Annotated in this window: 20 protein-coding genes and 2 tRNA genes; 5 read left to right on the top strand and 17 right to left on the bottom strand. The window is 71.5% G+C overall.

Features of this window, described 5'->3' with window-relative positions; genetic code table 11:
- Positions 1-163: 163 nt before the first annotated feature.
- Entirely contained in the window at positions 164-2,038 is a 1,875-nt protein-coding gene (gene lepA, locus ACWC24_RS01800) for a translation elongation factor 4 (RefSeq protein ID WP_450660830.1), read from the bottom strand.
- Positions 2,039-2,268: 230 nt separating this feature from the next.
- On the opposite strand from lepA, the gene rpsT reads away from it, so the two are divergent.
- Positions 2,269-2,535 carry a 30S ribosomal protein S20 gene (gene rpsT / locus ACWC24_RS01795; RefSeq protein ID WP_162469724.1) on the top strand — a complete coding sequence of 89 codons (267 nt, stop codon included), beginning with the start codon at positions 2,269-2,271 and terminating at the stop codon, positions 2,533-2,535.
- Positions 2,536-3,034: 499 nt separating this feature from the next.
- Here the strand turns inward: rpsT and holA are convergent, their stop codons facing one another.
- From holA to leuS, 7 genes are all read right to left on the bottom strand, one after another.
- The gene (gene holA / locus ACWC24_RS01790; RefSeq protein WP_450660829.1) at positions 3,035-4,024 is read right to left on the bottom strand and encodes a DNA polymerase III subunit delta; all 990 of its coding nucleotides are present in this window, start codon (positions 4,022-4,024) and stop codon (positions 3,035-3,037) included.
- A 132-nt stretch (positions 4,025-4,156) separates the two neighbouring features.
- Complete coding sequence (locus tag ACWC24_RS01785) at positions 4,157-4,402, bottom strand: hypothetical protein (RefSeq protein WP_450660828.1); 246 nt, start codon at positions 4,400-4,402, stop codon at positions 4,157-4,159.
- 87 nt (positions 4,403-4,489) lie between these two features.
- Complete coding sequence (locus ACWC24_RS01780; RefSeq protein WP_450660827.1) at positions 4,490-7,117, bottom strand: ComEC/Rec2 family competence protein; 2,628 nt, start codon at positions 7,115-7,117, stop codon at positions 4,490-4,492.
- Positions 7,114-8,352, bottom strand: a complete 1,239-nt coding sequence (locus ACWC24_RS01775; protein ID WP_450660826.1) for a helix-hairpin-helix domain-containing protein — start codon at positions 8,350-8,352, stop codon at positions 7,114-7,116. The genes ACWC24_RS01780 and ACWC24_RS01775 overlap by 4 nt, the downstream gene beginning before the upstream one ends.
- Positions 8,353-8,518: 166 nt before the next feature.
- Positions 8,519-9,364 carry a DegV family protein gene (locus tag ACWC24_RS01770; RefSeq protein WP_450660825.1) on the bottom strand — a complete coding sequence of 282 codons (846 nt, stop codon included), beginning with the start codon at positions 9,362-9,364 and terminating at the stop codon, positions 8,519-8,521.
- 72 nt (positions 9,365-9,436) lie between these two features.
- Positions 9,437-10,168, bottom strand: coding sequence for a hypothetical protein (locus tag ACWC24_RS01765; RefSeq protein WP_450661041.1), 732 nt, complete (start codon positions 10,166-10,168; stop codon positions 9,437-9,439).
- A 228-nt stretch (positions 10,169-10,396) separates the two neighbouring features.
- Complete coding sequence (gene leuS / locus ACWC24_RS01760; RefSeq protein ID WP_450660824.1) at positions 10,397-13,279, bottom strand: leucine--tRNA ligase; 2,883 nt, start codon at positions 13,277-13,279, stop codon at positions 10,397-10,399.
- Between the two features lie 404 nt (positions 13,280-13,683).
- Between leuS and ACWC24_RS01755 the strand changes: the two genes are divergently transcribed.
- Positions 13,684-14,994: a ferric reductase-like transmembrane domain-containing protein gene (locus tag ACWC24_RS01755; RefSeq protein WP_450660823.1), complete on the top strand. Its 1,311-nt coding sequence runs from the start codon at positions 13,684-13,686 to the stop codon at positions 14,992-14,994.
- Entirely contained in the window at positions 14,991-16,601 is a 1,611-nt protein-coding gene (locus tag ACWC24_RS01750) for an NADH-ubiquinone oxidoreductase-F iron-sulfur binding region domain-containing protein (RefSeq protein WP_162468490.1), read from the top strand. Before ACWC24_RS01755 ends, ACWC24_RS01750 begins: the two co-directional genes overlap by 4 nt.
- A gap of 142 nt (positions 16,602-16,743) precedes the next feature.
- Here ACWC24_RS01750 and ACWC24_RS01745 read toward each other — a convergent pair.
- Positions 16,744-16,816: transfer RNA gene (locus ACWC24_RS01745), tRNA-Ala, on the bottom strand.
- Between the two features lie 140 nt (positions 16,817-16,956).
- Here ACWC24_RS01745 and ACWC24_RS01740 point away from each other — a divergent pair.
- On the top strand, positions 16,957-18,159 hold the full coding sequence (locus ACWC24_RS01740) for a glycosyltransferase 87 family protein (protein WP_450661040.1): 1,203 nt from the start codon (positions 16,957-16,959) through the stop codon (positions 18,157-18,159).
- On the opposite strand, the gene ACWC24_RS01735 is transcribed toward ACWC24_RS01740, so the two are convergent.
- Together ACWC24_RS01735 and ACWC24_RS01730 are read right to left on the bottom strand one after the other, a co-directional pair.
- The gene (locus ACWC24_RS01735) at positions 18,138-18,371 is read right to left on the bottom strand and encodes a hypothetical protein (protein WP_019523121.1); all 234 of its coding nucleotides are present in this window, start codon (positions 18,369-18,371) and stop codon (positions 18,138-18,140) included. The genes ACWC24_RS01740 and ACWC24_RS01735 overlap by 22 nt on opposite strands.
- Before the next feature lie 247 nt (positions 18,372-18,618).
- Positions 18,619-20,082, bottom strand: coding sequence for an MFS transporter (locus ACWC24_RS01730; protein ID WP_450660822.1), 1,464 nt, complete (start codon positions 20,080-20,082; stop codon positions 18,619-18,621).
- A 129-nt stretch (positions 20,083-20,211) separates the two neighbouring features.
- Here ACWC24_RS01730 and ACWC24_RS01725 point away from each other — a divergent pair, with 129 nt between their 5' ends.
- Complete coding sequence (locus tag ACWC24_RS01725; RefSeq protein ID WP_450660821.1) at positions 20,212-21,120, top strand: helix-turn-helix transcriptional regulator; 909 nt, start codon at positions 20,212-20,214, stop codon at positions 21,118-21,120.
- Positions 21,121-21,175: 55 nt separating this feature from the next.
- Here the strand turns inward: ACWC24_RS01725 and ACWC24_RS01720 are convergent.
- The 6 genes from ACWC24_RS01720 to ACWC24_RS01695 form a co-directional block, all read right to left on the bottom strand.
- Positions 21,176-21,248, bottom strand: a tRNA-Ala gene (locus tag ACWC24_RS01720).
- Positions 21,249-21,354: 106 nt separating this feature from the next.
- Positions 21,355-22,038, bottom strand: coding sequence for a histidine phosphatase family protein (locus tag ACWC24_RS01715; RefSeq protein ID WP_450660820.1), 684 nt, complete (start codon positions 22,036-22,038; stop codon positions 21,355-21,357).
- A complete protein-coding gene (gene rsfS, locus ACWC24_RS01710) occupies positions 22,035-22,481 on the bottom strand; it encodes a ribosome silencing factor (RefSeq protein WP_450660819.1) in 447 nt (148 codons plus the stop codon). The genes ACWC24_RS01715 and rsfS overlap by 4 nt, the downstream gene beginning before the upstream one ends.
- Before the next feature lie 114 nt (positions 22,482-22,595).
- Positions 22,596-24,344, bottom strand: a complete 1,749-nt coding sequence (locus ACWC24_RS01705) for a LytR C-terminal domain-containing protein (RefSeq protein WP_450660818.1) — start codon at positions 24,342-24,344, stop codon at positions 22,596-22,598.
- A 16-nt stretch (positions 24,345-24,360) separates the two neighbouring features.
- Complete coding sequence (nadD, locus tag ACWC24_RS01700) at positions 24,361-25,092, bottom strand: nicotinate-nucleotide adenylyltransferase (RefSeq protein WP_450660817.1); 732 nt, start codon at positions 25,090-25,092, stop codon at positions 24,361-24,363.
- 80 nt (positions 25,093-25,172) lie between these two features.
- Positions 25,173-25,337 (bottom strand): hypothetical protein, encoded by a 165-nt coding sequence (locus ACWC24_RS01695; RefSeq protein ID WP_450660816.1) that lies wholly within the window; start codon positions 25,335-25,337, stop codon positions 25,173-25,175.
- Between the last annotated feature and the right edge of the window lie 54 nt (positions 25,338-25,391).

Raw genomic sequence — 25,391 nt, 5'->3', positions numbered from 1 at the left:
GAGCAGAGATCAGAGTAAAGCGCGACCGCTCCCTGCGTAAGAGGCCGCGGCCTGTCACTTCCTACAGAGAGCGACGGCCCGCACGCACAGGGGCCCGCCGCGCTTTCGCACGACGAGCCCCGATTGCGCCCGTTTCGACGAGGTACCCAGGGGTGACCCGTGGTTACTTCTTGCCCTTGCCCGATCCCGCGCTGTCGTCGCTGGAGAGCACCGCGATGAAGGCCTCCTGCGGAACTTCCACGGAACCCACCATCTTCATGCGCTTCTTGCCCTCCTTCTGCTTCTCCAGCAGCTTCCGCTTCCGGGAGATGTCACCGCCGTAGCACTTGGCGAGGACGTCCTTGCGGATGGCGCGGATGGTCTCGCGGGCGATGACCCGGGAGCCGATGGCGGCCTGGATGGGCACCTCGAAGGCCTGCCGCGGGATGAGTTCGCGCAGCTTGGCGACGAGCCGCACCCCGTACGCGTACGCCGCGTCCTTGTGCGTGATCGCGGAGAACGCGTCCACCTTGTCGCCGTGCAGCAGGATGTCGACCTTGACCAGGCTGGAGGTCTGCTCGCCGGTGGGCTCGTAGTCGAGCGAGGCGTAGCCGCGGGTCTTTGACTTCAGCTGGTCGAAGAAGTCGAAGACGATCTCGGCGAGCGGCAGGGTGTAGCGGATCTCCACCCGGTCCTCGGACAGGTAGTCCATGCCGAGCAGGGTGCCGCGCCGGGTCTGGCACAGCTCCATGATCGAACCGATGAACTCGGAGGGCGCGAGGATCGTGGCGCGCACGACCGGCTCGTACACCTCGTTGATCTTGCCCTCGGGGAACTCGCTCGGGTTGGTGACCGTGTGCTCGCTGCCGTCCTCCATGACGACGCGGTAGACCACGTTCGGCGCGGTGGCGATGAGGTCGAGCCCGAACTCGCGCTCCAGCCGCTCCCGGATCACGTCGAGGTGCAGCAGCCCGAGGAAGCCGACGCGGAAGCCGAAGCCGAGAGCGGCGGAGGTCTCCGGCTCGTAGACGAGGGCGGCGTCGTTGAGCTGGAGCTTGTCGAGGGCGTCACGCAGCTCGGGGTAGTCGGAGCCGTCCAGCGGGTAGAGGCCCGAGAACACCATCGGCTTGGGGTCCTTGTACCCGCCCAGCGCCTCGGTCGCGCCCTTGTGCAGGGTGGTGATGGTGTCACCGACCTTGGACTGGCGGACGTCCTTCACGCCGGTGATGAGATAACCCACCTCGCCGACGCCCAGACCGTCGGCCGGCAGCATCTCGGGCGAGTTGGTGCCGATCTCCAGCAGTTCGTGCGTGGCGCCGGTGGACATCATCCGGATCCGCTCACGCTTGTTGAGCTGCCCGTCGATGACACGCACGTACGTCACGACGCCCCGGTAGGAGTCGTACACCGAGTCGAAGATCATCGCGCGGGCGGGCGCGTCGGCGACACCGACCGGCGCAGGCACCGTCGCGACGACCTTGTCCAGCAGCGCGTCCACGCCGACACCGGTCTTCGCGGACACCCGCAGCACGTCGTCGGGGTCGCAGCCGACCAGGTTGGCGAGCTCCTCGGCGAACTTCTCGGGCTGCGCGGCCGGCAGGTCGATCTTGTTCAGCACGGGGACGATGGCCAGGTCGTTCTCCATCGCCAGGTACAGGTTGGCGAGGGTCTGCGCCTCGATGCCCTGGGCGGCGTCGACGAGGAGGACGGTCCCCTCGCAGGCGGCCAGCGACCGCGAGACCTCATAGGTGAAGTCGACGTGCCCCGGGGTGTCGATCATGTTGAGGATGTGCGTCGTGCCCTGGTCGGGGCCCGTGGTCGGGGCCCAGGGCAGACGCACCGCCTGGGACTTGATCGTGATGCCGCGCTCGCGCTCGATGTCCATGCGGTCGAGGTACTGGGCGCGCATCTGCCGCTGCTCGACCACACCGGTCAGCTGGAGCATCCGGTCGGCGAGCGTGGACTTGCCGTGGTCGATGTGCGCGATGATGCAGAAATTGCGGATCCGGGCCGGGTCGGTACGGCTCGGCTCGGGCACATGGCTAGGGATCGCGGGCACGCAGGGTCCTGATTCTTGAGGCGTCCGCAGTGTGTGCGGTCTCGGGTCGGATCGTTACGCAGCCTCCATGGTCCCACGCGCGGCGACCGGAAGCCGGTTTGGGCCAGCCGGAGAGCCCCTGGTAACGTGGGGACCTGTGTCTCTTGCCCTCTCAGCACGGGACACACCCCAAGAAAATCACCGGCACGGGACCCGAGCGGCCCCGTGCCAGAACCTGTGAAGGCTCATTCGTGGCGAACATCAAGTCCCAGATCAAGCGGATCAAGACCAACGAGAAGGCGCGACTGCGCAACAAGTCGGTCAAGTCCTCCCTGAAGACCGCGATCCGCAAGGCCCGCGAGGCCGCTGCCGCGGGTGACGTCGAGAAGGCCACCGAGTACCAGCGCGCTGCCGCGCGTCAGCTCGACAAGGCCGTCTCCAAGGGCGTCATCCACAAGAACCAGGCCGCCAACAAGAAGTCGGCGCTGGCTTCCAAGGTCGCCAACCTCAACGGCTGATCCTCTTTCTTGATCTGACCGCCGGAAGGACCCAGAGCGGGCCCTCTCTCATCCGCTCCCGTCCGGCACCCATGGATCTGCGCGCGGCCTGCGTTCGCCACGCGGGCGCGGATCCCCAAGCTTGAACCGAAGGCCCCGGCACCTCGCCCTTCCCCAGGACGAGCACCGGGGCCTTCGGCATGAGCGCGGGCAGGCGAACACCGGGGCTCGGCATGGGTGCGGGCGGGCGGACACCGGGCTTCGGCATGAGCGCGGGCAGAGGCCGGGCGGCGCGGGGCGGGGCGGCGCGGCGCCAACGCCAAAGGCGGCGGATGGGTGTGTGCGGGTGGCGCCCCTGCCACCGTCCGCCGTCCCGGAACAGGTCCGGGTCACGCGTCCCGGGTTCGCGGATCGCGTCCGGGTTACGCCCGTCCCCGGGACCGCGAGCCTCGTCCGGATCACGCGTCCCGGGTTCGCGTCCGGGTTACGCGCGTCCCCGGGACCGCGAGCCTCATCCGGGTTACGCCCGTCCCCGGGACCGCGCCGCCCGTGCGATCGTCACGACCGCCTTCTCCAGGGCGTACTCGGGGTCGTCCCCGCCGCCCTTGACCCCGGCGTCGGCCTCGGCCACCGCCCGCAGGGCGACGGCGACCCCGTCCGGCGTCCACCCGCGCATCTGCTGCCGGACCCGGTCGATCTTCCACGGCGGCATCCCGAGCTCCCGCGCCAGATCGGCCGGCCGGCCGCCACGGGCCGAGGACAGCTTCCCGATCGCCCGCACCCCCTGCGCCAGCGCACTCGTGATCAGCACCGGCGCCACCCCCGTCGCGAGCGACCACCGGAGCGCCTCCAGCGCCTCGGCCGCCCGCCCCTCGACCGCCCGGTCCGCGACCGTGAAACTCGACGCCTCGGCCCGCCCGGTGTAGTACCGCCCGACCACGGCCTCGTCGATCGTCCCCTCCACGTCGGCGACCAGCTGCGCCGCCGCGGACGCCAGCTCCCGCAGATCGCTCCCGATGGACTCGACGAGGGCCTGGCACGCCTCCGGCGTCGCCGACCGTCCCAACGTACGGAACTCGCCCCGCACGAACGCCAGCCGGTCCGCCGGCTTCGTCATCTTGGGGCACGCCACCTCCCGCGCCCCCACCTTGCGCGCGGCGTCCAGCAGCCCCTTGCCCTTGGCCCCGCCCGCGTGCAGCAGCACGAGCGTGATCTCCTCGGCCGGTGTCCCGAGATACGCCTTCACGTCCTTGACCGTGTCGGCGGACAGGTCCTGCGCATTGCGTACGACCACGACCTTGCGCTCCGCGAAAAGGGACGGGCTCGTCAGCTCGGCCAGCGTGCCGGGCTGCAACTGGTCCGAGGTCAGGTCACGTACGTCCGTGTCGGCGTCGGCGGCCTTCGCGGCGGCCACCACCTCCTGCACGGCGCGGTCGAGCAGCAGGTCCTCCTGGCCCACGGCCAGCGTCACCGGGGCGAGAGGGTCGTCATTCGCAGTCTTCCTTGCCATCGGGACAAGCATGGCACGGCCCACCGACAACGATCCGCGAGCCGGCCGCCGGAAGAACGCCACCGCGGGACCGGATCCCCGTCCCGGCCGCCCTCCCGGTGCCCACCGTCTCCGAGGTTCCGCGCCCCCGGGTCACGGCTCCTCGCGCCAGCCGTCCCACTCCCCCGCGAACGCGTCCAGCTCCCGGGGGTCCAGCCGTCCCTCCGCGTCCTGGATGGCGAGGAGCCACTGCGCGTCCTCGGCATCGTCCTCACCGGCCAACGCGTCCCGCACCAGCTGCGGCTCCTCGGCGAGTCCGAACCGTTCCCCGAGCGCCTCCACCGCCTCCTCCGCGGAATCACGGTCGGGCAGCACCAGCACATGTCTCACATCGCTCACGGGCCCATTCTCCGGCACCGCGACACCCGGCAGCCGCCACCTCTCGTTGCCCGTCCCCGTTGCCCGTCCCCGTCTTCCGTCCTCCCGTCATCCGTCCTGGGTGACCCTCAGCTCCCCCTCCTCCTCGGTCACCGCCAACGCCCCGTCCACATCCGTCCGCAGCACCACGGCTCCCCCGGCCCGCAGGGCGGCGACGGTGCCGGGAGCCGGGTGTCCGTACAGGTTGTCCGCACCGCAGGAGACGAGGGCCAGCCGTGGCGACACCACCCGTATGAGATCCGGATCCTGATAGGCCGATCCGTGATGGGCCACCTTGAGCACGTCCACCGCCGCCAGCGCCCCGGCTTTCGGCGACCGCAACAGCGCCTGCTGGGCCGGAGGTTCGAGATCCCCGAGCAGCAGCAGTCGCAGTCCGGCCGACCGCACGAGCAGCGTGACACTGGCGTCGTTCGGGCCGTCGGGCGCGGGCGCCTGACGCGGCGGCGGCCACAGCACCTCCCACGAGAGGTCCCCGATGCGGCGCTGTTCCCCGGCGGCGGCCTCGGTGACCGGGACGCCGTGCGCCGCGGCCTGCGTCCGCACGAACTCGGCCTGGTCCGCGGGCTCCGCGAACCCCGTCGTCTCGATCGCGCCCACCGAGCGTCCGCGCAGCACGCCCGGCAGTCCCGCCACATGGTCGGCGTGGAAGTGGGTCAGCACGACCAGCGGGATCCTGGTGACACCGAGAACGCGCAGGCACCGGTCGACCGACGCCGCGTCGGGTCCGGCGTCCACGACCACACCCGTGCCCTCCCCCGCCGCCAGCACCGTCGCGTCCCCCTGCCCCACATCGCACACGGCGTACCGCCAGCCCGGCGGTGGCCATCCGCTGATCACCCTGGTCAGCGAGGGCGGCCGCGTCACCACAAGGACGAACAGCACCCCCCAGGCCCCGACCAGCCACGGGTTCCTCGGCAGCCGCCGCCCGACCGCCACGACCACCACCATGACGAGCGCGAGCAGCAGCGCGCCCGCCCAGCTGCCGGGCCAGTCCACTCCGCCGCCGGGCAGCGCGGCCCCGTACCGCGCCACGCCCGCGATCCACCCCGCGGGCCAACTCGCGCACCACGCGAACGCCTTGGCCACCGGCATCGTCACCGGCGCGGTCGACAGCGCCGCGAAGCCCAGCACCGTGGCCGGTGCGACCGCGAGCTCGGCGAGCAGATTGCACGGCACCGCCACCAGGCTCACCCGCGCCGACAGCACGGCGACGACCGGCGCACACAGCATCTGGGCCGCGCCCGCCGCGGACAGCGCCTCGGCCAGCCGTGGTGGCACCCCTCGCCGCCGCAGCCCGGCGCTCCAGCGCGGCGCCAGCGTGAGCAGCGCGCCGGTGGCCAGCACCGAGAGCAGGAAGCCGTAGCTCCGGGCCAGCCACGGGTCGTACAGCACCAGCAGCAGTACCGCCGTCGCCAGTGCCGGGACGAGGGATCTGCGGCGGCCGGTCACGAGGGCGAGCAGCGCGACCGTGCCGCAGGCCGCCGCCCGCAGCACACTCGGGTCGGGTCGGCACACGACCACGAACGCGACGGTGAGCGCGCCGCCGAACAGTGCCGTCGTGCGGAGCGGGATGCCGAGGCGGGGTGCGAGGCCGCGCCGCTCGACCTGCTGGGCAAGACCGGGCGGCCCGAGGAGCAGGGCCAGGAGGATCGTCAGATTGCTTCCGGAGACCGCCAGGGTGTGCGCGAGGTCGGTCCTTTTGAAGGCCTCGTCCAGTTCGGGTTCGATGCGCGAGGTGTCCCCGACGACCAGGCCGGGCAGCAGCGCCCGCGCGTCCCCCGGGAGCCCGTCGGTGGCCTGCCTCAGCCCCGCGCGCAGCCGTCCCGCGAACCGCTGCGCCCCCGAGGGGCCCTGCGTCACCTCCGGCGCCGCCCGGTCGCGGACCCGCAGTACGGCGGCGATCCGGTCGCCGCCCGTCGTGGCCGGAGCCAGCCGCCCGGTCACCCGCAGCCGGGTCGAGGGCAGCAGCGCCAGCCAGGGCGAGCCCGCCGGCCCATCCCGTGGCCCGGACCCGGCCCTGGGCGTACCGACAGCCTGCCCCGGCCGGGCGCGACCCGCGCGGACGTCGACGATCAGCAGGACCGGCGTCCGTGTCGACACCATCACCCCGCTCGCCTGCTCCACCCCGCGCACCTCGGTCTCGATCAACGCGGAGACCGGCGCCGCGCGATCACCTCTGACACGGGGTGCGAAGATCCGCGGGTCCGAGGTGATCTCGACCTCGGCGGTGACGGTGGCGTACTGCCGTGCCAGCGTCGGCACCGGTCCCCGGCGCAGATCCGCTCCGTGCAGCCCGGCCGAAGCGGCGGCCGCCGCCGCACACAGCAGCACGGCGGCGATCGTCGCCCGCGGCCACGTGCGCGGTCCGCACTCCCCTCTGCCGACGGTGTCCGGTCCGGGCGGGCGCCGGCCGGCTCCGGTCGGCCTGCGGGTCAGCAGGAGCGCGCCGCCCAGGGCCAGGCCCGCGACCACGATGGCGACGACATGTTCGGTCGGTGCGTCCAGTGTCAGCGCGGCCGTCGCCCAGGCCGCGAGGGCCGGCGGTACGAGCCGGAGGTCGGTCGGTCCTTCCTGCCGTGGGTGGGCCGCTCCCAGCCGCTTCCCCGAGTCGGTGTGCACGGATCGGCGGGAGCGGGAGGAGGGAACCGGGGGACGGCGGCGGAGGTCGTCGGTCACGGCCGTACGAGATTCCGCAGATCGGCGAAGCGGCGGTCGCCGATGCCGTTGACGTCGCGCAGTTCGTCCACCGACCGGAAGCCGCCGTGCTGCACCCGGTAGTCGAGGATGTGCCGGGCCAGTACGGGCCCCACGCCGGGCAGGGTGTCGAGCTGTTCCACGGTTGCCGTGTTGAGCGAGACCGGGGCCGTGGACAAGGCGCCGCCGAACGGCCCGCCGACGGTGGCTCCGCCCGTGCCGGGGTCGGCCGTCGCGGCCGGTGCCGGGCCGCCGACGATCACCTGCTCCCCGTCCACGAGGAACCGGGCGCGGTTGAGGCCGTCGGTGCTGGTACCGGGGCGCACCCCGCCGGCCGCGCGGAGTGCGTCGACGACCCGCGAACCGGCGGGCAGGCGGTGGATCCCCGGATCACGGACCTTGCCACTGACGTCGACGACGATCTCGGTCCCGGCCGCACCGGTCCCACCCGCGGTCGCGCTCGGAGCTGCCGCACCCGCCTGGCCCTCCGCGCCTCGCGCATCCGGCGCGCCCGCTGGGCCCGGGGAGTCGGCCGGAGTGCCCGCTGCGGCCGGCCCGCCGGCAGCCCCTACCCCGTACGGCGCGGCCGCCCGCACCGTTTCCGGCGCCTGGACGGACCGGGGGCGGCCGGTCCAGAAGTGCTGCGCGGCGAAACCCGCCGCGACGACGAGCACCACCGTCAGCGCGACCACGTTCCTGCGTTCCAGACCGCACCGTGTCTGCAACCACACCGGCATGCGCTCCCGCAGAGCCGGTCCGACCCGCTCCCGCCAAGTCCCCCGCGTACGGGTGAAGTCGGAGCCGCCCTCGATGCCGAGCCGACCTGTCGTGCCCCTCATGCCCATCAGGGCCCTCATGCCAGTCATGACCTTCATGCCCGGCATGACCTTGATGTCCGGAGCCTCGAACCCGGGTTCCGGGTGGACTTCGGCCACGGCGGTTCGGGCATGCGGCTCCCGCCGGCCCAGGGGTGGTCCGCCGGCGCCCACGGGTGCGGGTGCCGGGTCCGGCGGCCCGGTTCCGGGCTCGTGCCGCCTGCCCGTGCGGTCGGCGAAGAGAACCTGTGCACGTCGGCGTAGCTCCTGCGCCGGCGCGTGACGGTGACGGGAGCGGCTGCGGGCCGGGGAACGGCGGTGGCGGGCGCGGACGTCCGAAGCGGGGCCGCGGCCGGGACCGCTGGTCGCGGATCCTGTGCGTGAGCGTGATCGAAGTGCCATGCGACGAGGATCGGGCATCCTGGCATTTCGTGTTGATCTTGCTCAAATACCGTGGAAACCCGCCGGATTGTGGATAACTTCGCCCCTCACACGGGTGACCCCTCCGACGCGATCGGCCCCACGGCTGCACGGTGGCGCCGACACCGGCCGCGCGGCCGGCCCACCGTTACCGTGCCGACACCACGACGCCCAGCAGTCCCGGCCCCGTGTGCGCCCCGATCACCGCTCCGATCTCGCTCACATGCAGGTCGGCCAGCCCGGGGAGACGTGTCCGCAAACGGTCCGCGAGGGCGGAGGCCCGGTCGAGGGCGTCGAGATGGTGGACGGCGATGTCGACGGGGGCGCTGCCGGCCCGGTCGGCCACGATCTCCTCGATGCGGGCGATCGCCTTCGAGGCCGTACGCACCTTCTCCAGAGGGCCGATCCGGCCGTCCTCCAGTTGCAGCAGCGGCTTCACCGCGAGCGCGGAGCCCAGCAGGGCCTGCGCGGCGCCGATCCGGCCGCCGCGGCGCAGATAGTCGAGGGTGTCGACGTAGAAGTAGGCGGAGGTGCCTGCGGCCCGTTTCTCCGCGGCGGTGACGGCCTCGTCCACGGTGCCGCCCGACTCGGCCGTTCGCGCCGCGGCGAGCGCGCAGAAGCCGAGCGCCATCGCGACCATGCCGGTGTCCACCACACGGACCGGCACCGGCGCCTCGCGCGCCGCGACGACCGCCGCGTCGTACGTCCCGGACAGTTCCGCGGACAGGTGGAGCGAGACGATGTCCGTGGCGCCGGACTCCGCGATCCGGCGGTAGGTCTGCGCGAACTGCTCCGGACTGGGGCGGGAGGTGGTGACAGGGCGCCGCTTCTGGAGCGCCTGGGCCAGCGAGCGGGTGGAGATCTCGGTGCCCTCTTCGAACGCCTGTCCGCCGATGACCACGGTCAGAGGCACCGTGGTGATGCCATGGCGCTCCGTCGTCCGGGGCGGCAGGTAGGCCGTTGAATCGGTAACGATCGCGACATGGCGGGACATGAGCTGGAGGTTACCTGGCGTAGCGCCCGAGCGGCAGTCCGGCCCCTCGCACTCGGACGGGGTACGGCCGGATCAGGTGGTGCTCTCGGGCCGGGGCTTCTTCTGCCAGGGGTAGGCGGGGTGCCGGACCGGCGGGGTGATGGCTGGCTGGACCGGCTCGTCCGCCGGGCCGGACCAGCGGGACCCCGATCCGGTCCGGCCGTCCGCCGGGGCTCCGGCCGCCGGCGCCTCGGGCCACGGGGCGGACGCGGGGGTGGGTGTGGGGTCCGCGGTGGTCCAGTGGCGCAGGGCGCCCGCTTCGACGTCGATCTGTGCGCTCAGCGAGTCGAGGTCGTCCTGCGCGAACCGACCGGCCCGGTCGCGGGCCGCCCAGCGCAGGGAGTCCGCGGACTTGGTGATGCGCTCGGTGCGCTCGCGCAGGCCGGGCAGCCGCTCGGCGAGCGTGGCCCGGTCCGGCTCGGACTCCATGCGCTTGAGATCGCGGTCCAGTTCGTACCCGTGGGCACTGAGGCGTTCGAAGAGGCCGAGGGACTCCTTGAGGGACTCGTCCTCCGCCACACCCGTGCGCAGCGCCTCCTGGGTGGCGCGCATCGAGGTGCGCAGCCGGAGCCGGAGCTGGGCGATCTCGCCCGCCGGTCCGGGCTGGGCGAACGACTTGGCCCGCAGCGCGTGGTCCTCGACCGTGCGGCGGGCCTGGTCGATGGTGCGGTCCACACCGCGCTTGGCCGCGCCGACCACCTTCACCGTCGCATAGGCGCCGAGCACCACGAGGAGCAGGAAGAGCAGGGCGAAGACTGTGATCACGGTTGCCACGGTGCTCCTCCTCGGACTGCCGCGGCACGCACCGCGCCGCTCTTCAACGGTAAACGCCACGGGCAGGTGCGGAGTTCCGCCAGAACCCCGAACCTGCCCGTAGGGGACTACCCCGAGCCGGACGACCGGCCCGCCCGTACGACCGACCGGGACGGCCGACCGGGACGGCCGACCTCCGGGCGGCGGGGTCTCACGACCGGCCGCCCGGAGGATCCGCGGCTACGCCGTGACGATGTTCACCAGCTTCGGCGCCCGCACGATCACCTTGCGGATTCCCGCACCGTCCAACGCCGCCACGACCTTCTCGTCGGACAGCGCCACCTTCTCCAGGTCCTCCTCGGAGATGGCCGGGGAGACCTCCAGGCGTGCCTTGACCTTGCCCTTGATCTGCACGACGCAGGTCACGGTCTCGTCCACCACGTAGGCGGGGTCGGCCACGGGCAGGTCCTGGTGGACGACCGAGTCGGTGTGGCCCAGCCTGCGCCACAGTTCCTCGGCGATGTGCGGGGCCAGCGGCGCGATCAGCAGCACCAGCGGCTCGGCGACGGTGCGCGGGATCGTGCCACCCGCCTTGGTCAGGTGGTTGTTCAGCTCGGTGACCTTGGCGATGGCGGTGTTGAAGCGCAGCCCCTCCAGGTCCTGGCGCACGCCGTCGATCGCCTTGTGCAGGGCGCGCAGCGTCTCCTCGTCGGGCTCCGCGTCGGTGACGGTGACCTCGCCGGTCGCCTCGTCGACGATGTTGCGCCACAGCCGCTGCAGCAGCCGGTACTGCCCCACCACCGCGCGCGTGTCCCACGGGCGCGAGACGTCCAGCGGGCCCATCGCCATCTCGTACAGGCGCAGCGTGTCCGCGCCGTACTCGGCGCAGATCTCGTCCGGAGTGACCGCGTTCTTCAGGGACTTGCCCATCTTGCCCAGCAGCCGGGTGACCTGCTCGCCCTGGTAGTGATAGGCGCCGTCGCGCTCCTCCACCTCGGCGGCCGGCACCGCGATGCCGCGGCTGTCGCGGTAGACGTAGGCCTGGATCATGCCCTGGTTGAACAGCTTGTGGAACGGTTCGGCCGACGAGACATGGCCCAGGTCGAACAGCACCTTGGACCAGAAGCGCGCGTACAGCAGGTGCAGCACGGCGTGTTCGGCACCGCCGACGTACAGGTCGACGCCGCCGTGCGGCTGACCCTCGCGCGGGCCCATCCAGTACCGCTCGATCTCCGGGTCGACCAGCGCGCGGTCGTTGTGCGGGTCCAGGTAGCGCAGTTCGTACCAGCAGGAACCGGCCCAGTTGGGCATGGTGTTGGTCTCGCGCCGGTACTTCTTCGGCCCGTCGCCCAGGTCCAGGGTGACGTTGACCCATTCCTCGTTGCGCGACAGCGGGGTCTCGGGCTGGGTGTCGGCGTCGTCCGGGTCGAAGGTGCGCGGCGAGTAGTCCTCGACCTCCGGCAGCTCCAGCGGCAGCATCGACTCGGGCAGGGAGTGGGCGGTGCCGTCCTCGTCGTAGACGATCGGGAAGGGCTCGCCCCAGTAGCGCTGGCGGCTGAACAGCCAGTCGCGCAGGCGGAAGTTGACGGTGCCCTCGCCGATGCCCTTGCGGGCCAGCCACTCGGTGATGCGGGCCTTGGCGTCGACGACGCCCAGGCCGTCCAGGGAGACCTGGTCGCTCGCCGAGTTGACGATCTTCGCGTCGTACGACCCGAAGGCGTCGTCCCAGGTGGAGGGGTCCGTGCCACGGTCGTCGGCCGGCTCCACGACACAGCGCATCGGCAGCTCGAAGGCACGCGCGAAGGCGAAGTCGCGGCTGTCGTGCGCCGGGACGGCCATGATCGCGCCGGTGCCGTAGCCCATCAGGACGTAGTCGGCGATGAAGACCGGGATGCGCTCGCCGTTGACCGGGTTGGTCGCGAACGCGCCGGTGAACACACCGGTCTTGTCCTTGGCCTCGGCCTGCCGCTCGACGTCGGACTTCGAGGCGGCCTGCGCGCGGTACGCCGCGACGGCCTCGGCCGGGGTGGCGTGACCGCCGGTCCACACGCCGTGGGTGCCCTCCGGCCAGGCGGCCGGGGTGAACTGGTCGACCAGCGGGTGCTCGGGCGCCAGCACCATGTAGGTCGCGCCGAACAGGGTGTCCTGACGCGTGGTGAAGATGGTGATGTGCTCGCCGTCGATGGGGAAGTCGACGCGGGCGCCCTCGGAGCGGCCGATCCAGTTGCGCTGCTGCAGCTTGATGGCCTCGGGCCAGTCCAGCGCGTCCAGGTCGTCCAGCAGCCGGTCCGCGTAGGCGGTGATGCGCATGTTCCACTGGCGCAGCTTGGCCTTGAAGACGGGGAAGTTCCCGCGCTCGGAGCGGCCGTCGGCGGTGACCTCCTCGTTGGCCAGCACGGTGCCCAGTCCGGGGCACCAGTTGACCGGCGCCTCGGAGGCGTACGCCAGGCGGAAGCCGCCCAGGACGTCGGCGCGCTCGGCGGCGGTCAGCTCGTTCCACGCGCGCGTGTGGCCCGGTACGGCGCGTTCACCGGACTCGAACTGGGCGATCAGCGCGGAGATCGGACGGGCCTTGTCCGCCTCGTCGTCGTACCAGGAGTTGAAGATCTGCAGGAAGATCCACTGGGTCCACTTGTAGTAGTCCGGGTCGATCGTGGCGAAGGACCGGCGCCGGTCGTGGCCCAGGCCCAGCCGGCGCAGCTGGGCCTTCATGTTGGCGATGTTGGCCTCGGTCGACACGCGCGGGTGCGTGCCGGTCTGCACGGCGTACTGCTCGGCGGGCAGGCCGAAGGCGTCGAAGCCCAGGGTGTGCAGGACGTTGTGGCCGGTCATCCGCTGGAACCGGGCGAAGACATCGGTGGCGATGTAGCCCAGGGGGTGACCGACGTGCAGGCCCGCACCGGACGGGTACGGGAACATGTCCATGATGAACTTCTTGGGCCTGGCGGCCAGCTCGGGGTCGCCGGCCAGGTCGCCTGTGGGGTTGGGCGCCGCGTAGGTGCCGTCGGCGTCCCAGAAGTCCTGCCAGCGTGCCTCGATCTCGGCGGCCATGGCTGCCGTGTAGCGGTGCGGCGCGGCGTCCGCCGGCACGGCGGCGGCAGCAGCGGGGTTCGTCTCGCTCATGATCCTCAAAGCTCCATCGATCGTCTCTGCCTGCGGAAATGAAAAAGCCCCTCGCACAGGAGGGGACGCCGCGCCGATGCCGACCACGGGTCTCACCGGTGGTCGGGACTGATCAGCGCGGCTCGCTAAGCAGAAGGCGTACAGCACGCATGGCGCTAGGGTACCGCAGGCCCTGAGCACGTCGCGTCGTACTTGCGTATGTCTCTGTTGGAGATCATGCACACCACACGAAAGCTGAATCAAGTTCAACGATTACTTCGCGTAACAGCAGCAACAGGGACATCGCAACGGACGCGCTGTCCTTTGATAACAACGCAATAACTCAAACCTCGTACCCCTCGGTATGGAGCCACTTAGAGTTCGGCAGCGGGACCGCTTTCCCGAAACTGCTCGGAGTTGCCCCCATGAACCCTCGTCGTAGTAACAGCTCGCTCCCCAAGCCCGGCCGGTCGGCCTACGGCGTGGCGTCGGCTGTCGTTCTGATCCTCATCCCCGTGGTGGTGCTGGCCGGAGGTGATCAGTTCCAGCAGTTCCTCAACTTCGGCGCCGGCGTGCTGTCCCTGGTCTGCCTGACCTGTTCGGTGATCTGGGGCCTGATAGCCCAGGACCGGCTCATCCTCAACACGCGTCAGCGGATCGTCGCGCAGGGCGTCCACCGCGTGACCGCCGTCGGCTCGATCGCGTTCCTCATCGTCCACATCAGCGTCAAGCTGCTCCTGGGACACACCGTCCTGATCGCCGCGCTGCTCCCCTTCAGCCTGGGCGTCAAGGGCAGCGCCGGACTCATCGGCCTCGGCTCGCTGGCCGGCCTGCTCATGATCTTCGTGGGTATCACGGGTGCGCTGCGCAACCAGTTCGCCGCGCCGGCCGTGGTCGCCGCCCGCTGGCGCGCGATGCACATGCTGGCCTACCCCGCACTGTGCGCGGCCCTGACGCACGGCTTGTTCGCGGGCCGCGCGGCGAAGCCCTTCTTCATGGTCTCGTACGAGCTGTGCCTGGCCGGAGTCCTGGCCGCCCTCGCGCTGCGCAGCTCCCCCCGTTCGGTCAAGCGCAAGGTCGCCGACCAGCTCATGAGGTTCATGGGCAACAGCGACATGTCCGCCATGGACGGCCTGGAGGCGAGCCGGGCCCGGGTGGCGGAGGCCGGATCGTCGCTGCCGGGCTACGAGGGCCGTGGCGGCCGTCCGTCGCCGACCGCCGAGACGATGGCCTCGCCCCGGACGGCGCCGCCGGCGTCGGCCGCCTCGCCGTCGTACGGCACCCAGGAGTCCGGGAACGGCTTCGCGGCCGCCTACCGCACCGCCAACGCGCCCGTCGGCGGCGGGCAGCAGCCCTACGCGGGCGGCCCGGCCGGGCGCGCGAACGCGCCGTTCGAGACGCAGGCCACGGCGGCCATGCCGCGCATGGACGCCGGCGGCAACACCGCGGGCAGTTGGCCGGTTCCGTCCCCGCCGCCGGTCGGCGAGGCGCCCCCGTCCGCCTACGACCCGCTCCAGGACACGGGATTCAGCATCCCGGCCTACGGCAGCCAGGGTGCGGCGGGATACCGCGGAAGTGATGTGTACGACACCGGTGAGACGAACGCCCGGTACAACACGTACAACCAGAACGACACGTACAACAGCGGTCCCGCCAGTGAACCAAACCCCGGTGCGTCGTACGACACACCGGGTTCGGGCGAACCTTGGAACATGCCTTCCGGAGGCTATAGGTGAACGAGGCCCTGCCCGACGTTCCAGAAGTCCGCGTGGTCGGCCTTCCGCAACTCACGTCGGGCTTCGACCTTGTCGAGAGACTCGATCTGCCCATGCACCTGAAGGTGCACGGGCCGCTCGAACCCCTGGGCGGAGAGAAGCTCGCGCAGCTCTCCGAACGCATCAACCTCAAGGGCCGCGGCGGCGCGGGCTTCCCCTTCCACAAGAAGCTGCGCTCGGTCGCCGACGCGGCGATCAAGCGCGGCGTCCGGCCGGTCGTCGTCGTCAACGGAAGCGAGGACGAACCGGCCTGCCGCAAGGACACGGTGCTCATCAACCGTGCCCCGCACCTCATCCTGGACGGCGCGCTGCTGGTCGCGGAGGCGCTGGGTGCCCGCACGCTCGTGGTGGCGGTCACCCGTGAGTCCACCCAGCGGTCCATGGAGGCCGCGCTCGCCGAGCGCGGCCTGAGCAACGGCCGGCGCTCGGCGCTGAAGGCCTTCGTCCAGCGCAACCCGATCCGTATGGTCACCGGCGCGGCCGCGTCCGTGATCCGTTCCATCGACGGCGGCCCGGCGATCCCGCCCGGCCGCAAGGTCAGCGCGTCGCAGAACGGCGTGGGCGGCGCCCCGACCCTGCTGTCCAACGCCGAGACCTTCGCCCAGCTGGCGATCGCCGCCCGCATCGGCCCCGAGCGCTACGGCAACACCGGCCTGTACGACGAACCCGGCACCGTCATGCTGACGGTCTCGGGCGCCGTGGCCCGTCCGATGGTCCTGGAGGTCCCCACGGGCGTGCCGCTGCGCTACGTGCTCCAGCTGGCCGGCGCCCCGCCCGTCCCCCAGGGTGTGCTGACCGGCGGCTACCACGGCAAGTGGATCGACGCGGCCACGGTCAACGAGGCGATCGTCTCCCGCGACTCCCTGGACGCGGTGGGCGGCGCGCTCGGCGCGGGCGCGATCCTGCCGATCACTCAGGAGACCTGCCCGCTGGGCGAGTCGCTGCGGGTGGCCCAGTGGCTGGCCGAGGAGAGCGCGGGACAGTGCGGCCCCTGCTACCTCGGTCTGCCGGCCGCGGCACGCGGCATGGAGGACATCCTCAACGGCGGCGGGCCCGCCGCGCTGGAGGCCCTCAAGCAGGTCGCCAAGAACGTCAAGCGGCGCGGCGCGTGCTCGCACCCGGACGGCTCCGCGATGTTCCTGGAGTCGACCATCAAGGCGTTCACCGACGACCTGGCCGCGCACGTCCTCGGCAACGGCTGCGGGCGGCCCGTGGAGGGCGTTCTGCCGCTCTTCGAGCCCGGCATGGCGCCGGCGGCCATCATGGGCGCCGAAAAGCCCGCGGACGACAGCGAGAGCCGTCAGAAGATCTTCGTCGACTGGACCCTGTGCCGGGGTCACGGTCTGTGCGCGGATCTCCTCCCGGAGGTGTTCGAGCTCGGCGCCGACGGCTTCCCGACCGTCGCGCAGGCGAAGGTCCCGCGTTTCGCGGAGGCCAAGGCGCTGCGTGCGGTGCGCCGCTGCCCGGCCCTCGCCCTGCGCATCGAGGAGGACACCCGCTCGCAGGCACCCGCCCGCAACCTGCCGGTCGTGTCCCAGGGGCGCGGCCGTCGAGCCCTGGGCCGCTGACCCACCGCGCCGGTGGCCGGCCCCGCCCGGGGCCGGCCACCGGCGCGTCGCCGTACGGCAGCGGTCGCACTGTCGCCGGACTTCATCTCCGGAAAACGCAGAAGGCGGATCACTCGATCGAGTGATCCGCCTTCTACTTCTGTGGAGCTAAGGAGAATTGAACTCCTGACCTCCTGCATGCCATGCAGGCGCTCTACCAACTGAGCTATAGCCCCTCGCGGTCATGCGGTGGAACCGCATGTTTACCGTGTCGCCCGGTTTCCCCGGCGGCGACGCCAACATTACACGGTCACCGGGGTGCACCACCAAATCGATTCCGTTCTGTACGGATTCGCTCGGGATAGTGTCGTTCGTTGTGACCGCGCTCACGCTCTCCGCAGGCCACCGCCGCATGCCGATGGCCCTGGGTGCCTGCCTGTTCTCCTTCGCCGCCTTCTGGATCGCCCAGCGGGCCACCCACGTCTCGATGATCGACCTGATGGTCTACCGGGCCGAGGGCGCGACCGTGCTCGCCGGAGGCGACCTGTACGCGCTGCGCGCGACGGCGGAGCACCTGCCCACCACGTATCCGCCGTTCGCGGCCCTGCTGTTCACCCCGCTGACCCTGCCGGGCATCGCGAGCCTGCGCGCCCTGGCGACGGCCGGGAACCTCGTCCTGCTGGTCGTGTTCGTCAGACTGTCGCTGCGCCTCGTGGGCCACACGCGCACGGAGACCGTCTGGTGGGGCGCCGCGGTGGCCGTGTGGTGCGAGCCGGTGTGGACGACGCTGCGCTACGGGCAGGTGAATCTGCTGATCGCGGTCCTGGTGCTGTGGGACCTGACCCGGCGCCCCGGGCACCGCTGGGCCGGCCTGGGCATCGGGCTCGCGACGGCGGTGAAGCTGACGCCCGCGCTGTTCGTGGTGTTCCTGCTCGCCGCGGGTGTCACGGCCCGGGTCGGACACGGCTGTGCGGGTCACCGGCTGCGGCACGCGCGCGGGGCGGTGGCGGCGTTCGCCTGCGTCACCGTGCTGACGGCGGTGGTGCTGCCGCGGGACTCCCGGCGGTTCTGGACGGACACGATGTTCCGTGCCGGGCGGGTCGGCCACGCGGAGGAGGCCGCGAATCAGGCTCTACGGGGCCTCCTGGCCCGTTTCCTGCACACGCCGGAGCCGGGGAACCTCTGGGTCGCCACAGCGGCCGTGGTGGCCCTGGGCGGGCTCACGGTGGCGGTCGCGGCGGAGCTGCGCGGACTGCGGGCCTGGGCGGTGACGGTCTGCGCGGTGACGGCGCTGCTCGTCAGCCCCGTGTCGTGGTCGCACCACTGGGTGTGGTGTGTGCCACTGGTCCTGCTCCTGGTGACGCGCGGGCACCGGGCGGCGGCCCTGGGGGCGCTGTTCGTCTTCGGCTCGTACGCGCTGTGGTGGGTGCCACACGGCCACGGGCGGCCCGAACTGCATCAGCGGGGCGTCGAGTTGGCGTTGTCGGCCCTCTACGCGGGGGCGGGCCTGCTCTTCCTCGCCCTCGCCGGGATCTCGCTACGAGACCCCGGCCGTGATCAAGCCGTGACGAACGAATAGAACCGTTTGAGTGTGCAGTGTTCCTCGAGGAGCCGGCCGTAGATCGGTTCGCCCTCGAGTTCGCGGTACGTCTCGATGGGGTCGCCTTTTATGATCAGCGCCCGCGCGCATTCCTCGCACCAGTACTGGTAGTCGGGATTGAGCGGCTCCATGTCGCGCACGATCGGCGTCCCGCTGCCGCACCAGTCGCACTTTCGCCTGTGTGCACCCATCGATCAGCTCCAGCTGTGGCCGCAGGCCGTGCACACATAGGAAATTCCGCCGTTGTCGCCCAGTACCTGCGCGACGTCCGCGGAACCACAGGAAGGGCAGCTGAGCCGGATGATCGTATCCCGTGTCAGTACTGCGTCGAAGAGGACACGAACCTCTTCGAGGATGCTCGCAGGCATCACCACTCCCTCCCAGTCGGGCCGCGCCCCCTTCCGGCCGTTTGATTCTGCCACGGCCGGGCCGATACGGTCAGCGACGCCTTAGTACCAGTCCGGACACGGCGCCCGTCACGGCCGCCGCGGCAAGCGCGAACGTGCACGCCACAAGCGCTTCCGCAGAGGTATACGCCCCCGGGGCCCCAAGTGACTCAAGGCGGTTGAGGAACAGTGTGCCGAAGACCGCGACACCGATCAGCTGACCGAGCTGGGTGACCGTGGCGAGCAGGCCGCTGGCGTCCGCCGCGTCCTCGGGGCGCACGGTGGCCAGCGCCCGGGTGAGCGTCGGGCTGAAGCCCAGCGCGATACCGGTCCCGGTCCCCGCGTAGGCCGCGTACAGCCAGGCGCCGCCCTCGCCGCCGCCCCTGAGCACCAGGCCGACCGCCACCACGGACACCGCGGTGAGCGCGAATCCGGCCGGGGTCAGCGTCCGCTGCCAGGAGGCGGGCCAGGACCGCCAGGTCAGGCCGACCGCTCCGAAGACGACCGCGGTCGGCGCGAAGGTGAGACCGGCGTGCAGCGCGCTGTAGCCGAGGCCGCCCTGGACATGCAGGGTGAGCGCGAACAGGAAGCCGCCGTTGACGGCCATGACGGCCATGATCCGGAAGGCGGCCAGGCCCATGCCGGGGTGGCGCAGGACCCGCGGGGCGATCAGCGGGGCGCCACCGCTGCGGGCCAGCCGCGCCTCGAAGCGGCAGAACAGCGCGAAGAGGCCGGCCGCGGCGGCCAGCGACAGCCAGGACCACAGCGGCCAGTCCTCCTCCTGCCCGAGCACCAGCGGCACCGTCAGGAGCGAGACGGCCCCGCCCAGCAGCACCAGCCCGGTCAGGTCGAACCGGCGCGTCCGGTCCGCCGCGCCGCCGCGGGGCAGTGCGCGCCGGCCGACGGCAAGGAGTACGGCGCCGACCGGCACGTTGACGAGGAACACGGGCCGCCAGCCGGTGCCGAACAGATCGGCGCTGACCAGGACACCGCCGACCACCTGTCCGGCCGCCGCGCCGACGGCTATGACCGCCGAGTACGCGCCGAGGGCCCGCATCCGGGCCTCCCCCGTGAAGGAGCGCTGGATCAGGCTGAGCACCTGCGGGATCATCACCGCCGAACCTGCGCCCTGCACCAGCCGGAAGGCGATCAGCTCGGTCGCGCCCTGGGCGAGCCCGCAGGCGAGCGAGGCGGCGGTGAAGAGGGCGAGCCCGGCCAGGTGGACCCGGCCGTGGCCGAGCCGGTCGCCGAGGCGGGCTCCGGTGATCAGCAGCACGGAGTACGTGATGGCGTATCCGGCGATCACCAGCTGCAGGTCGGCGCCGGAGGCGTGCAGGTCGGAACCGATGGTGGGGGCCGCCACGTTCACGATGAAGACGTCGAGCAGTGCCATGAACTGGGCCGCGAGCACGACCGTGAGCAGCAGCCGGGACCCGTTGTCAGTGCCGGGGGCTTTACTGGATCCAGGCCGCGGAACGGGCGCGGAATCCGGCTCCGTGCGGGGTGTTGTCGTCATGCCGTCGAGCGTGACGAGGCTTCGGTACGAGTGTGGAGTGCCCGCTGATGCTGGTACTGCCAGCACCTGGCAAGGACCGTGCCGGGCGGTGACGATGGAGTCGCGGCGGGATGACGGGGGGACGTGACGATGGGGACGACACAGCGGCGCCGGCCGGAGCTGGCGGCCTTCCTGCGCAACAGGCGCGCCCGGGTGACACCGGCCGACGTGGGCATGCCGCCGGGGCTGCGGCGCCGTACCCCGGGGCTGCGGCGCGAGGAGGTGGCCCAGATCTCGGGTGTCGGGGTCACCTGGTACACCTGGCTGGAGCAGGGGCGGCCGATCAACGCCTCCGCGCAGGTCCTGGACGCCGTGGCCCGCACGCTGCGGCTGGACCCGCCGGAGCGGGAGCATCTGTACCGCCTGGCGGAGGTCCCCTTCGAGCCCGATCCGGAGCGCCTGACGCAGACCGTCGCCCCGGAGATCCAGGGCGTCATCGACGCCCTGGACCCGCTTCCGGCGGCGGTCTACAACTCGCGCTACGACGTCCTCGCCACCAACCCGGCCTACCGCGTCCTGTTCCTGGTCCCGGAGACCGTACGGATCGGGGTGCCGAACGTGCTGTGGACGCTGTTCACGGTGTCCGAGGAGGCCTGCCCGGTGGTGCACCGGGAGCGTGAGCTGCCCGTGATGGTGGCGACACTGCGCTCCTCGTACGGCCGGCACGTCGGGGAGCCGGCCTGGGAGAACTTCATCCGAGGCCTGTCGGCGGTCAGCCCGCACTTCGCCGAGGTGTGGGCGAGCGGCGAGGTCATACCTCCGGGGCCGCGGATAAAGACGTTCCGGCATCTGGCGGTCGGCGAACTGAGGATGACCTCGCAGTCGCTGTCGATCGACGGGATGCCGGAGTGCCGGATCGTCGTCTACACACCGGAGAGCGAGGAGGCGCGAAGCAGGCTCGGGCTGCTGCGGGAGACCAGGCAGCGGCTGTGGCCGCCGTCGGACGAGGGGGTCGCCGAGATCATCCAGCAGTGGCAGACAGAAAATCCCGCCCCCTGAGGGGACGGGATCCTGATCCAACCGATCTTTGACAACTCGACAGAGTGTCGTTCTGTGGAGCTAAGGAGAATTGAACTCCTGACCTCCTGCATGCCATGCAGGCGCTCTACCAACTGAGCTATAGCCCCTTGCGTTCTTCCCGCTCTGCGGTGCGAACAAGAAGAACTCTAGCCTGCGACCTGCCGGAAAGTGAAATCCGGGTTCCGGGCTCCGCTGCGCGCCCCGGAACTGCGGTCAGTCGTCGTCGCCGAGCACGGGCTCGGGCAGGGTGCCGGCGTTGTGCTCGAGCAGGCGCCAGCCGCGGGCGCCCTCGCCGAGGACGGACCAGCAGCAGTTGGACAGACCACCGAGGCTCTCCCAGTGCCGTGGCTCCAGGCCGAGCAGGCGTCCGATCGTGGTGCGGATCGTGCCGCCGTGGCTGACCACGACGAGGGTGCCGTCCTCGGGGAGCTTCTCGGCGTGGGCGAGGACGACCGGGGCGGCGCGGTCGGCGACCTCGGTCTCCAGCTCGCCGCCGCCGCGGCGGACCGGCTCACCGCGCTTCCACGCGGCGTACTCCTCGCCGTGCCGGGCGAGGATCTCCTCGTGCGTCAGCCCTTGCCAGACACCCGCGTAGGTCTCGCGCAGGGCCTCGTCGGGGGCCACCGTGAGGCCTGTGAGCGCGGCGAGCTCGCCGGCCGTGTCGGCGGCCCGCCGAAGATCGGAGGCGACGATTGCGTCGGGTTGCAGGGACGCCAGCAGCCGGGCGGCGCGGCGGGCCTGGGCGACACCGGTCTCGGTGAGCTCGACGTCCGTGCTGCCCTGGAAGCGGCGCTCCACGTTCCACGAGGTCTGGCCGTGCCGCCAGAGGATGATCCGGCGCCCGCGGCCGGGCTCACGGTCGACCGCGGATCCGGCCCCGGCGCCCGGGGTGGTCATCGCCACTCACCGTCCCCGTCGGCCTCCTCCTCGGCCGCGCGCAGCTTGGCGTGCTCCTCGGCCTTGCCGCGGGTCGCCTGGGCGTCCGCGGGCAGCGCCAGCTCGGGGCAGTCCTTCCACAGCCGCTCCAGGGCGTAGAAGACCCGCTCCTCGCTGTGCTGGACGTGGACGACGATGTCGACGTAGTCGAGCAGCACCCAACGGGCCTCGCGGTCGCCCTCGCGGCGCACCGGCTTGGCGCCGAGCTCCTTGTTGAGCCGCTCCTCGATCTCGTCGACGATGGACTTGACCTGGCGGTCGTTGGGGGCGGAGGCCAGCAGGAAGGCGTCCGTGATCGACAGCACATCGCTGACGTCGTAGGCGATGATGTCGTGCGCGAGCTTGTCGGCCGCCGCCTGGGCGGCGGCGTTGATGAGCTCGATGGAACGGTCAGTGGCGGTCACTACAAGGCTTTCCGTCGGCGGTCATGTGTCACCAAGGGTCTCACGGACAGCCGACGGCGCCCCACGTGACGAACGGATCACCCGTCCGGATCACGTGGGGCGCGGGGTCCCGGGCTAGAGGGCCGGGGGCTTGTAGTCCTGGCCCAGGATCACCACGACGGACGCGTTCGCGGAGACCTTTCCCTTGGTCACGGCGCTGGTGGGCAGCCCCAGCGTCTTGGCGACCTCGGTGGCGTTGTCCTTGTCGGCGGCGTCGGCGTAGGTGACCTCGGAGGTGGCCTCGGAGCCGTCCGCGGTGCCGCCGTCCAGGAAGGTGAAGCCGCCGTTGAGGAGCGCGACCCTGGCCTTCTCGGTGTTGCCCTTGGTGCCGGTGGCGTTCTGGACCGAGACACGGATCGCGGACCCCTGGTCGGGGCTCTTCGCGGTACCGCCGAGGACGTCCTTGACCACGCTGCCGCTGGTCTGGGCGCTCAGTGTGCCGTCGGTCTGGACGGGCAGCAGCGCCGTCTTGTAGTCGCCGCCCTTGGCGAGGTCGGCGAGCTTGGCGAGGAAGGCGCCGAGGTCCTTGTCGGTCAGCGACGGGTCGAGGATCTGCGCCAGTGTCTGCACGGTGACCGTCGCCCCCTGCCTGTCGGAGGACACCTTGCGCAGTACGCCCTGCATGACCTGGCCGAAGCGTTCCAGCTGGGCGTTCTGGGCCTCGCCGGAGGCGCTGTAGGTGGCGTAGGCGACGGCCATCCTGCCGCTGAGGGTCTGGTTCTTGCCCTTGTGGACGAGGGGGGCGGTGCCCTTCTTCTCGGCGCCGGGGTCGGGGACGTCGGTATCGGTGTCGACCTCGATGTTGCCGACCAGGTCGACCAGGTTCTCCAGATAGGGGGTGTCCAGGCGCCAGGTGCCCTCGATGTCGGTGCCGAGGACGGTGTCCAGCGCCTCGCGCGTGCCGGAGGAGCCGTCGTCGTCGACCGACTTGGCGAGTGTCGTGGAGGCGCCGTCGTCGCCGGTCACCGCGAGGGAGTTGGGCAGCAGGACGGTGGTGCCCTGCTTGGTGGTGGTGTTGTCGACGAGCAGCGCCGTGGAGGTGCCGCCCTTCTTGGTGTTGTGCAGGTGGACGACGATGACGTCGCGGTTCTGGGCGCCCGCGGCGGTGGTGGTGCCGGCCTTGTCCGCCGACTTCCCGAGGCCGGGGATCTTGCCCGCGTACCAGAGGTAGCCGACGCCGCCGACCACGAACAGGGCCATGGCGACGACGAGGGCGACGACACGGCTGCGGGCGCGGCGGCGGGCCTCCTCGCGGCGCTCGGTGCGGTTCTCGGTGAACGCCATCCAGTCGATGACGTCCTCGGAGTCGCCGTCGGGCTCCTCCACGAAGGCGAACTGCCCGGTGCTGTACTCGGGTTGCGACCCGACGGCGGCGTCAGGCGCCTCGTCCTCGGAGGGCTCCGGGTCCGGTGCGGGGCCGGTCTGCTGCGGTATGTAGGCGGTCCGTTCGGCGACGCGCGGCTGCTGTCCGCCGGCGGCGGTCCGCCCGTAGGGGTCGTACGGGGCGGCGGCCGAGCCGTTCGTGTCCGCGCCGGTGTGCGTGCCCGCGCCGGCGTGCGTCCCGGGGGCGTAGTCGTCGTAGGCGGGCACCTGCGGCTGCTGCCCGGTGTCGTAGGGGTCGTACGGGGAGACGGGCTGTTGGCTGCCCGTGGCGTACGGGTCGTAGCCGTAGCCCTGCTGCTGCGTGTACGGGTCGTACGCCTGCTGCGGGGGCCGGGACGCCTGCGGCGTCCGGACCTGCTGGTACATCGGCCGGCCGTACTCGTCGTAACCGACGAGTTCGTACTGGTCTTCACCGTATTCCGCGTCGTATCGGTCGTTCACCGGTGCCCCTCTCGGCTCACTCGCCGCGGTACAGCTCACGCTTGTCGATGTAGCGCACGACTCCGTCCGGCACCAGATACCAGACGGGGTCGCCCTTGGCGACTCTCGCACGGCAGTCTGTGGAGGAGATGGCGAGCGCGGGAACTTCGACCAGGGAGACTCCGCCCTCGGGAAGGCCGGGGTCGGTGAGTTGGTGGCCCGGTCGGGTGACGCCGATGAAGTGCGCCAGGGAGAACAGCTCCTCGGAGTCCCGCCACGTCAGGAGCTGGGCGAGGGCGTCGGCGCCGGTGATGAAGAACAGGTCGGCGTCGGGGTTGAGCGCGCGCAGGTCGCGCAGGGTGTCGACGGTGTAGGTCGGGCCGCCCCGGTCGATGTCGATGCGGCTGACCGAGAACTGAGGGTTCTCGGCGGTCGCGATGACCGTCATCAGATAGCGGTCCTCGGCCGGCGAGACACTGCGGTGGGTCTTCTGCCACGGCTGGCCGGTCGGGACGAACACCACCTCGTCGAGGTGGAACTGCGCGGCGACCTCGCTGGCCGCCACGAGGTGTCCGTGGTGGATCGGGTCGAAGGTGCCGCCCATGACGCCCAGGCGGCGCTTGCCCGGGGTCGACGGCCCGTTGCCCGGTCCACCGGGCCGTGGCTGCGCCGGGCCGTGGTGCCGCGGTCCGCCGAAGGTGCCGTGCCCCGTGTCGGCCGGGTCGGCCGTGCCGTTCACCGGACCGGTAGGCATGTCCTGCTCTCCCATGCGTGCAGACCCTACCGGCCCGGTCCGAGAGCCTTGGCCACGAGTTCCCCGGGGCGGCCCCGGGAGGGCCTTCGCCGGATTCAGCGGTCGCGGTTGAAGCGGGTGGTGATCCACAGCAGGAGCAGCAGGACGATGAACGCACCACCGCCCGTGACCAGGGGGTTGAGGCTGTCGTGGTTGCCACCGTGCTCCTCGCCCTCGGCGGCGAGAGTGACCAGCTGGGCTGCGGCGCTGTGGAAGCTCATCTTCAGCAGAACCTATCCGATGGGTGTCCCCCCGCTCGGTGGAGCCGAGAAGAG

The sequence above is a fragment of the Streptomyces sp. NPDC001443 genome, from assembly GCF_053597355.1.
Note: the sequence above shows the minus strand (reverse complement) of the source record. Positions and strands in the feature narration are given on the sequence as shown.

Coding starts and splice junctions, on each gene's coding strand:
- ACWC24_RS01725 (WP_450660821.1), top strand. CDS start 20,212: ATGGGGACGACACAGCGGCGCCGGCCGGAGCTGGCGGCCTTCCTGCGC.
- ACWC24_RS01695 (WP_450660816.1), bottom strand. CDS start 25,337: ATGAGCTTCCACAGCGCCGCAGCCCAGCTGGTCACTCTCGCCGCCGAG.
- holA (WP_450660829.1), bottom strand. CDS start 4,024: ATGGCAAGGAAGACTGCGAATGACGACCCTCTCGCCCCGGTGACGCTG.
- ACWC24_RS01775 (WP_450660826.1), bottom strand. CDS start 8,352: ATGGCACTTCGATCACGCTCACGCACAGGATCCGCGACCAGCGGTCCC.
- ACWC24_RS01770 (WP_450660825.1), bottom strand. CDS start 9,364: ATGTCCCGCCATGTCGCGATCGTTACCGATTCAACGGCCTACCTGCCG.
- ACWC24_RS01730 (WP_450660822.1), bottom strand. CDS start 20,082: ATGACGACAACACCCCGCACGGAGCCGGATTCCGCGCCCGTTCCGCGG.
- ACWC24_RS01755 (WP_450660823.1), top strand. CDS start 13,684: ATGAACCCTCGTCGTAGTAACAGCTCGCTCCCCAAGCCCGGCCGGTCG.
- ACWC24_RS01715 (WP_450660820.1), bottom strand. CDS start 22,038: ATGACCACCCCGGGCGCCGGGGCCGGATCCGCGGTCGACCGTGAGCCC.
- leuS (WP_450660824.1), bottom strand. CDS start 13,279: ATGAGCGAGACGAACCCCGCTGCTGCCGCCGCCGTGCCGGCGGACGCC.
- ACWC24_RS01735 (WP_019523121.1), bottom strand. CDS start 18,371: ATGGGTGCACACAGGCGAAAGTGCGACTGGTGCGGCAGCGGGACGCCG.
- nadD (WP_450660817.1), bottom strand. CDS start 25,092: ATGGGAGAGCAGGACATGCCTACCGGTCCGGTGAACGGCACGGCCGAC.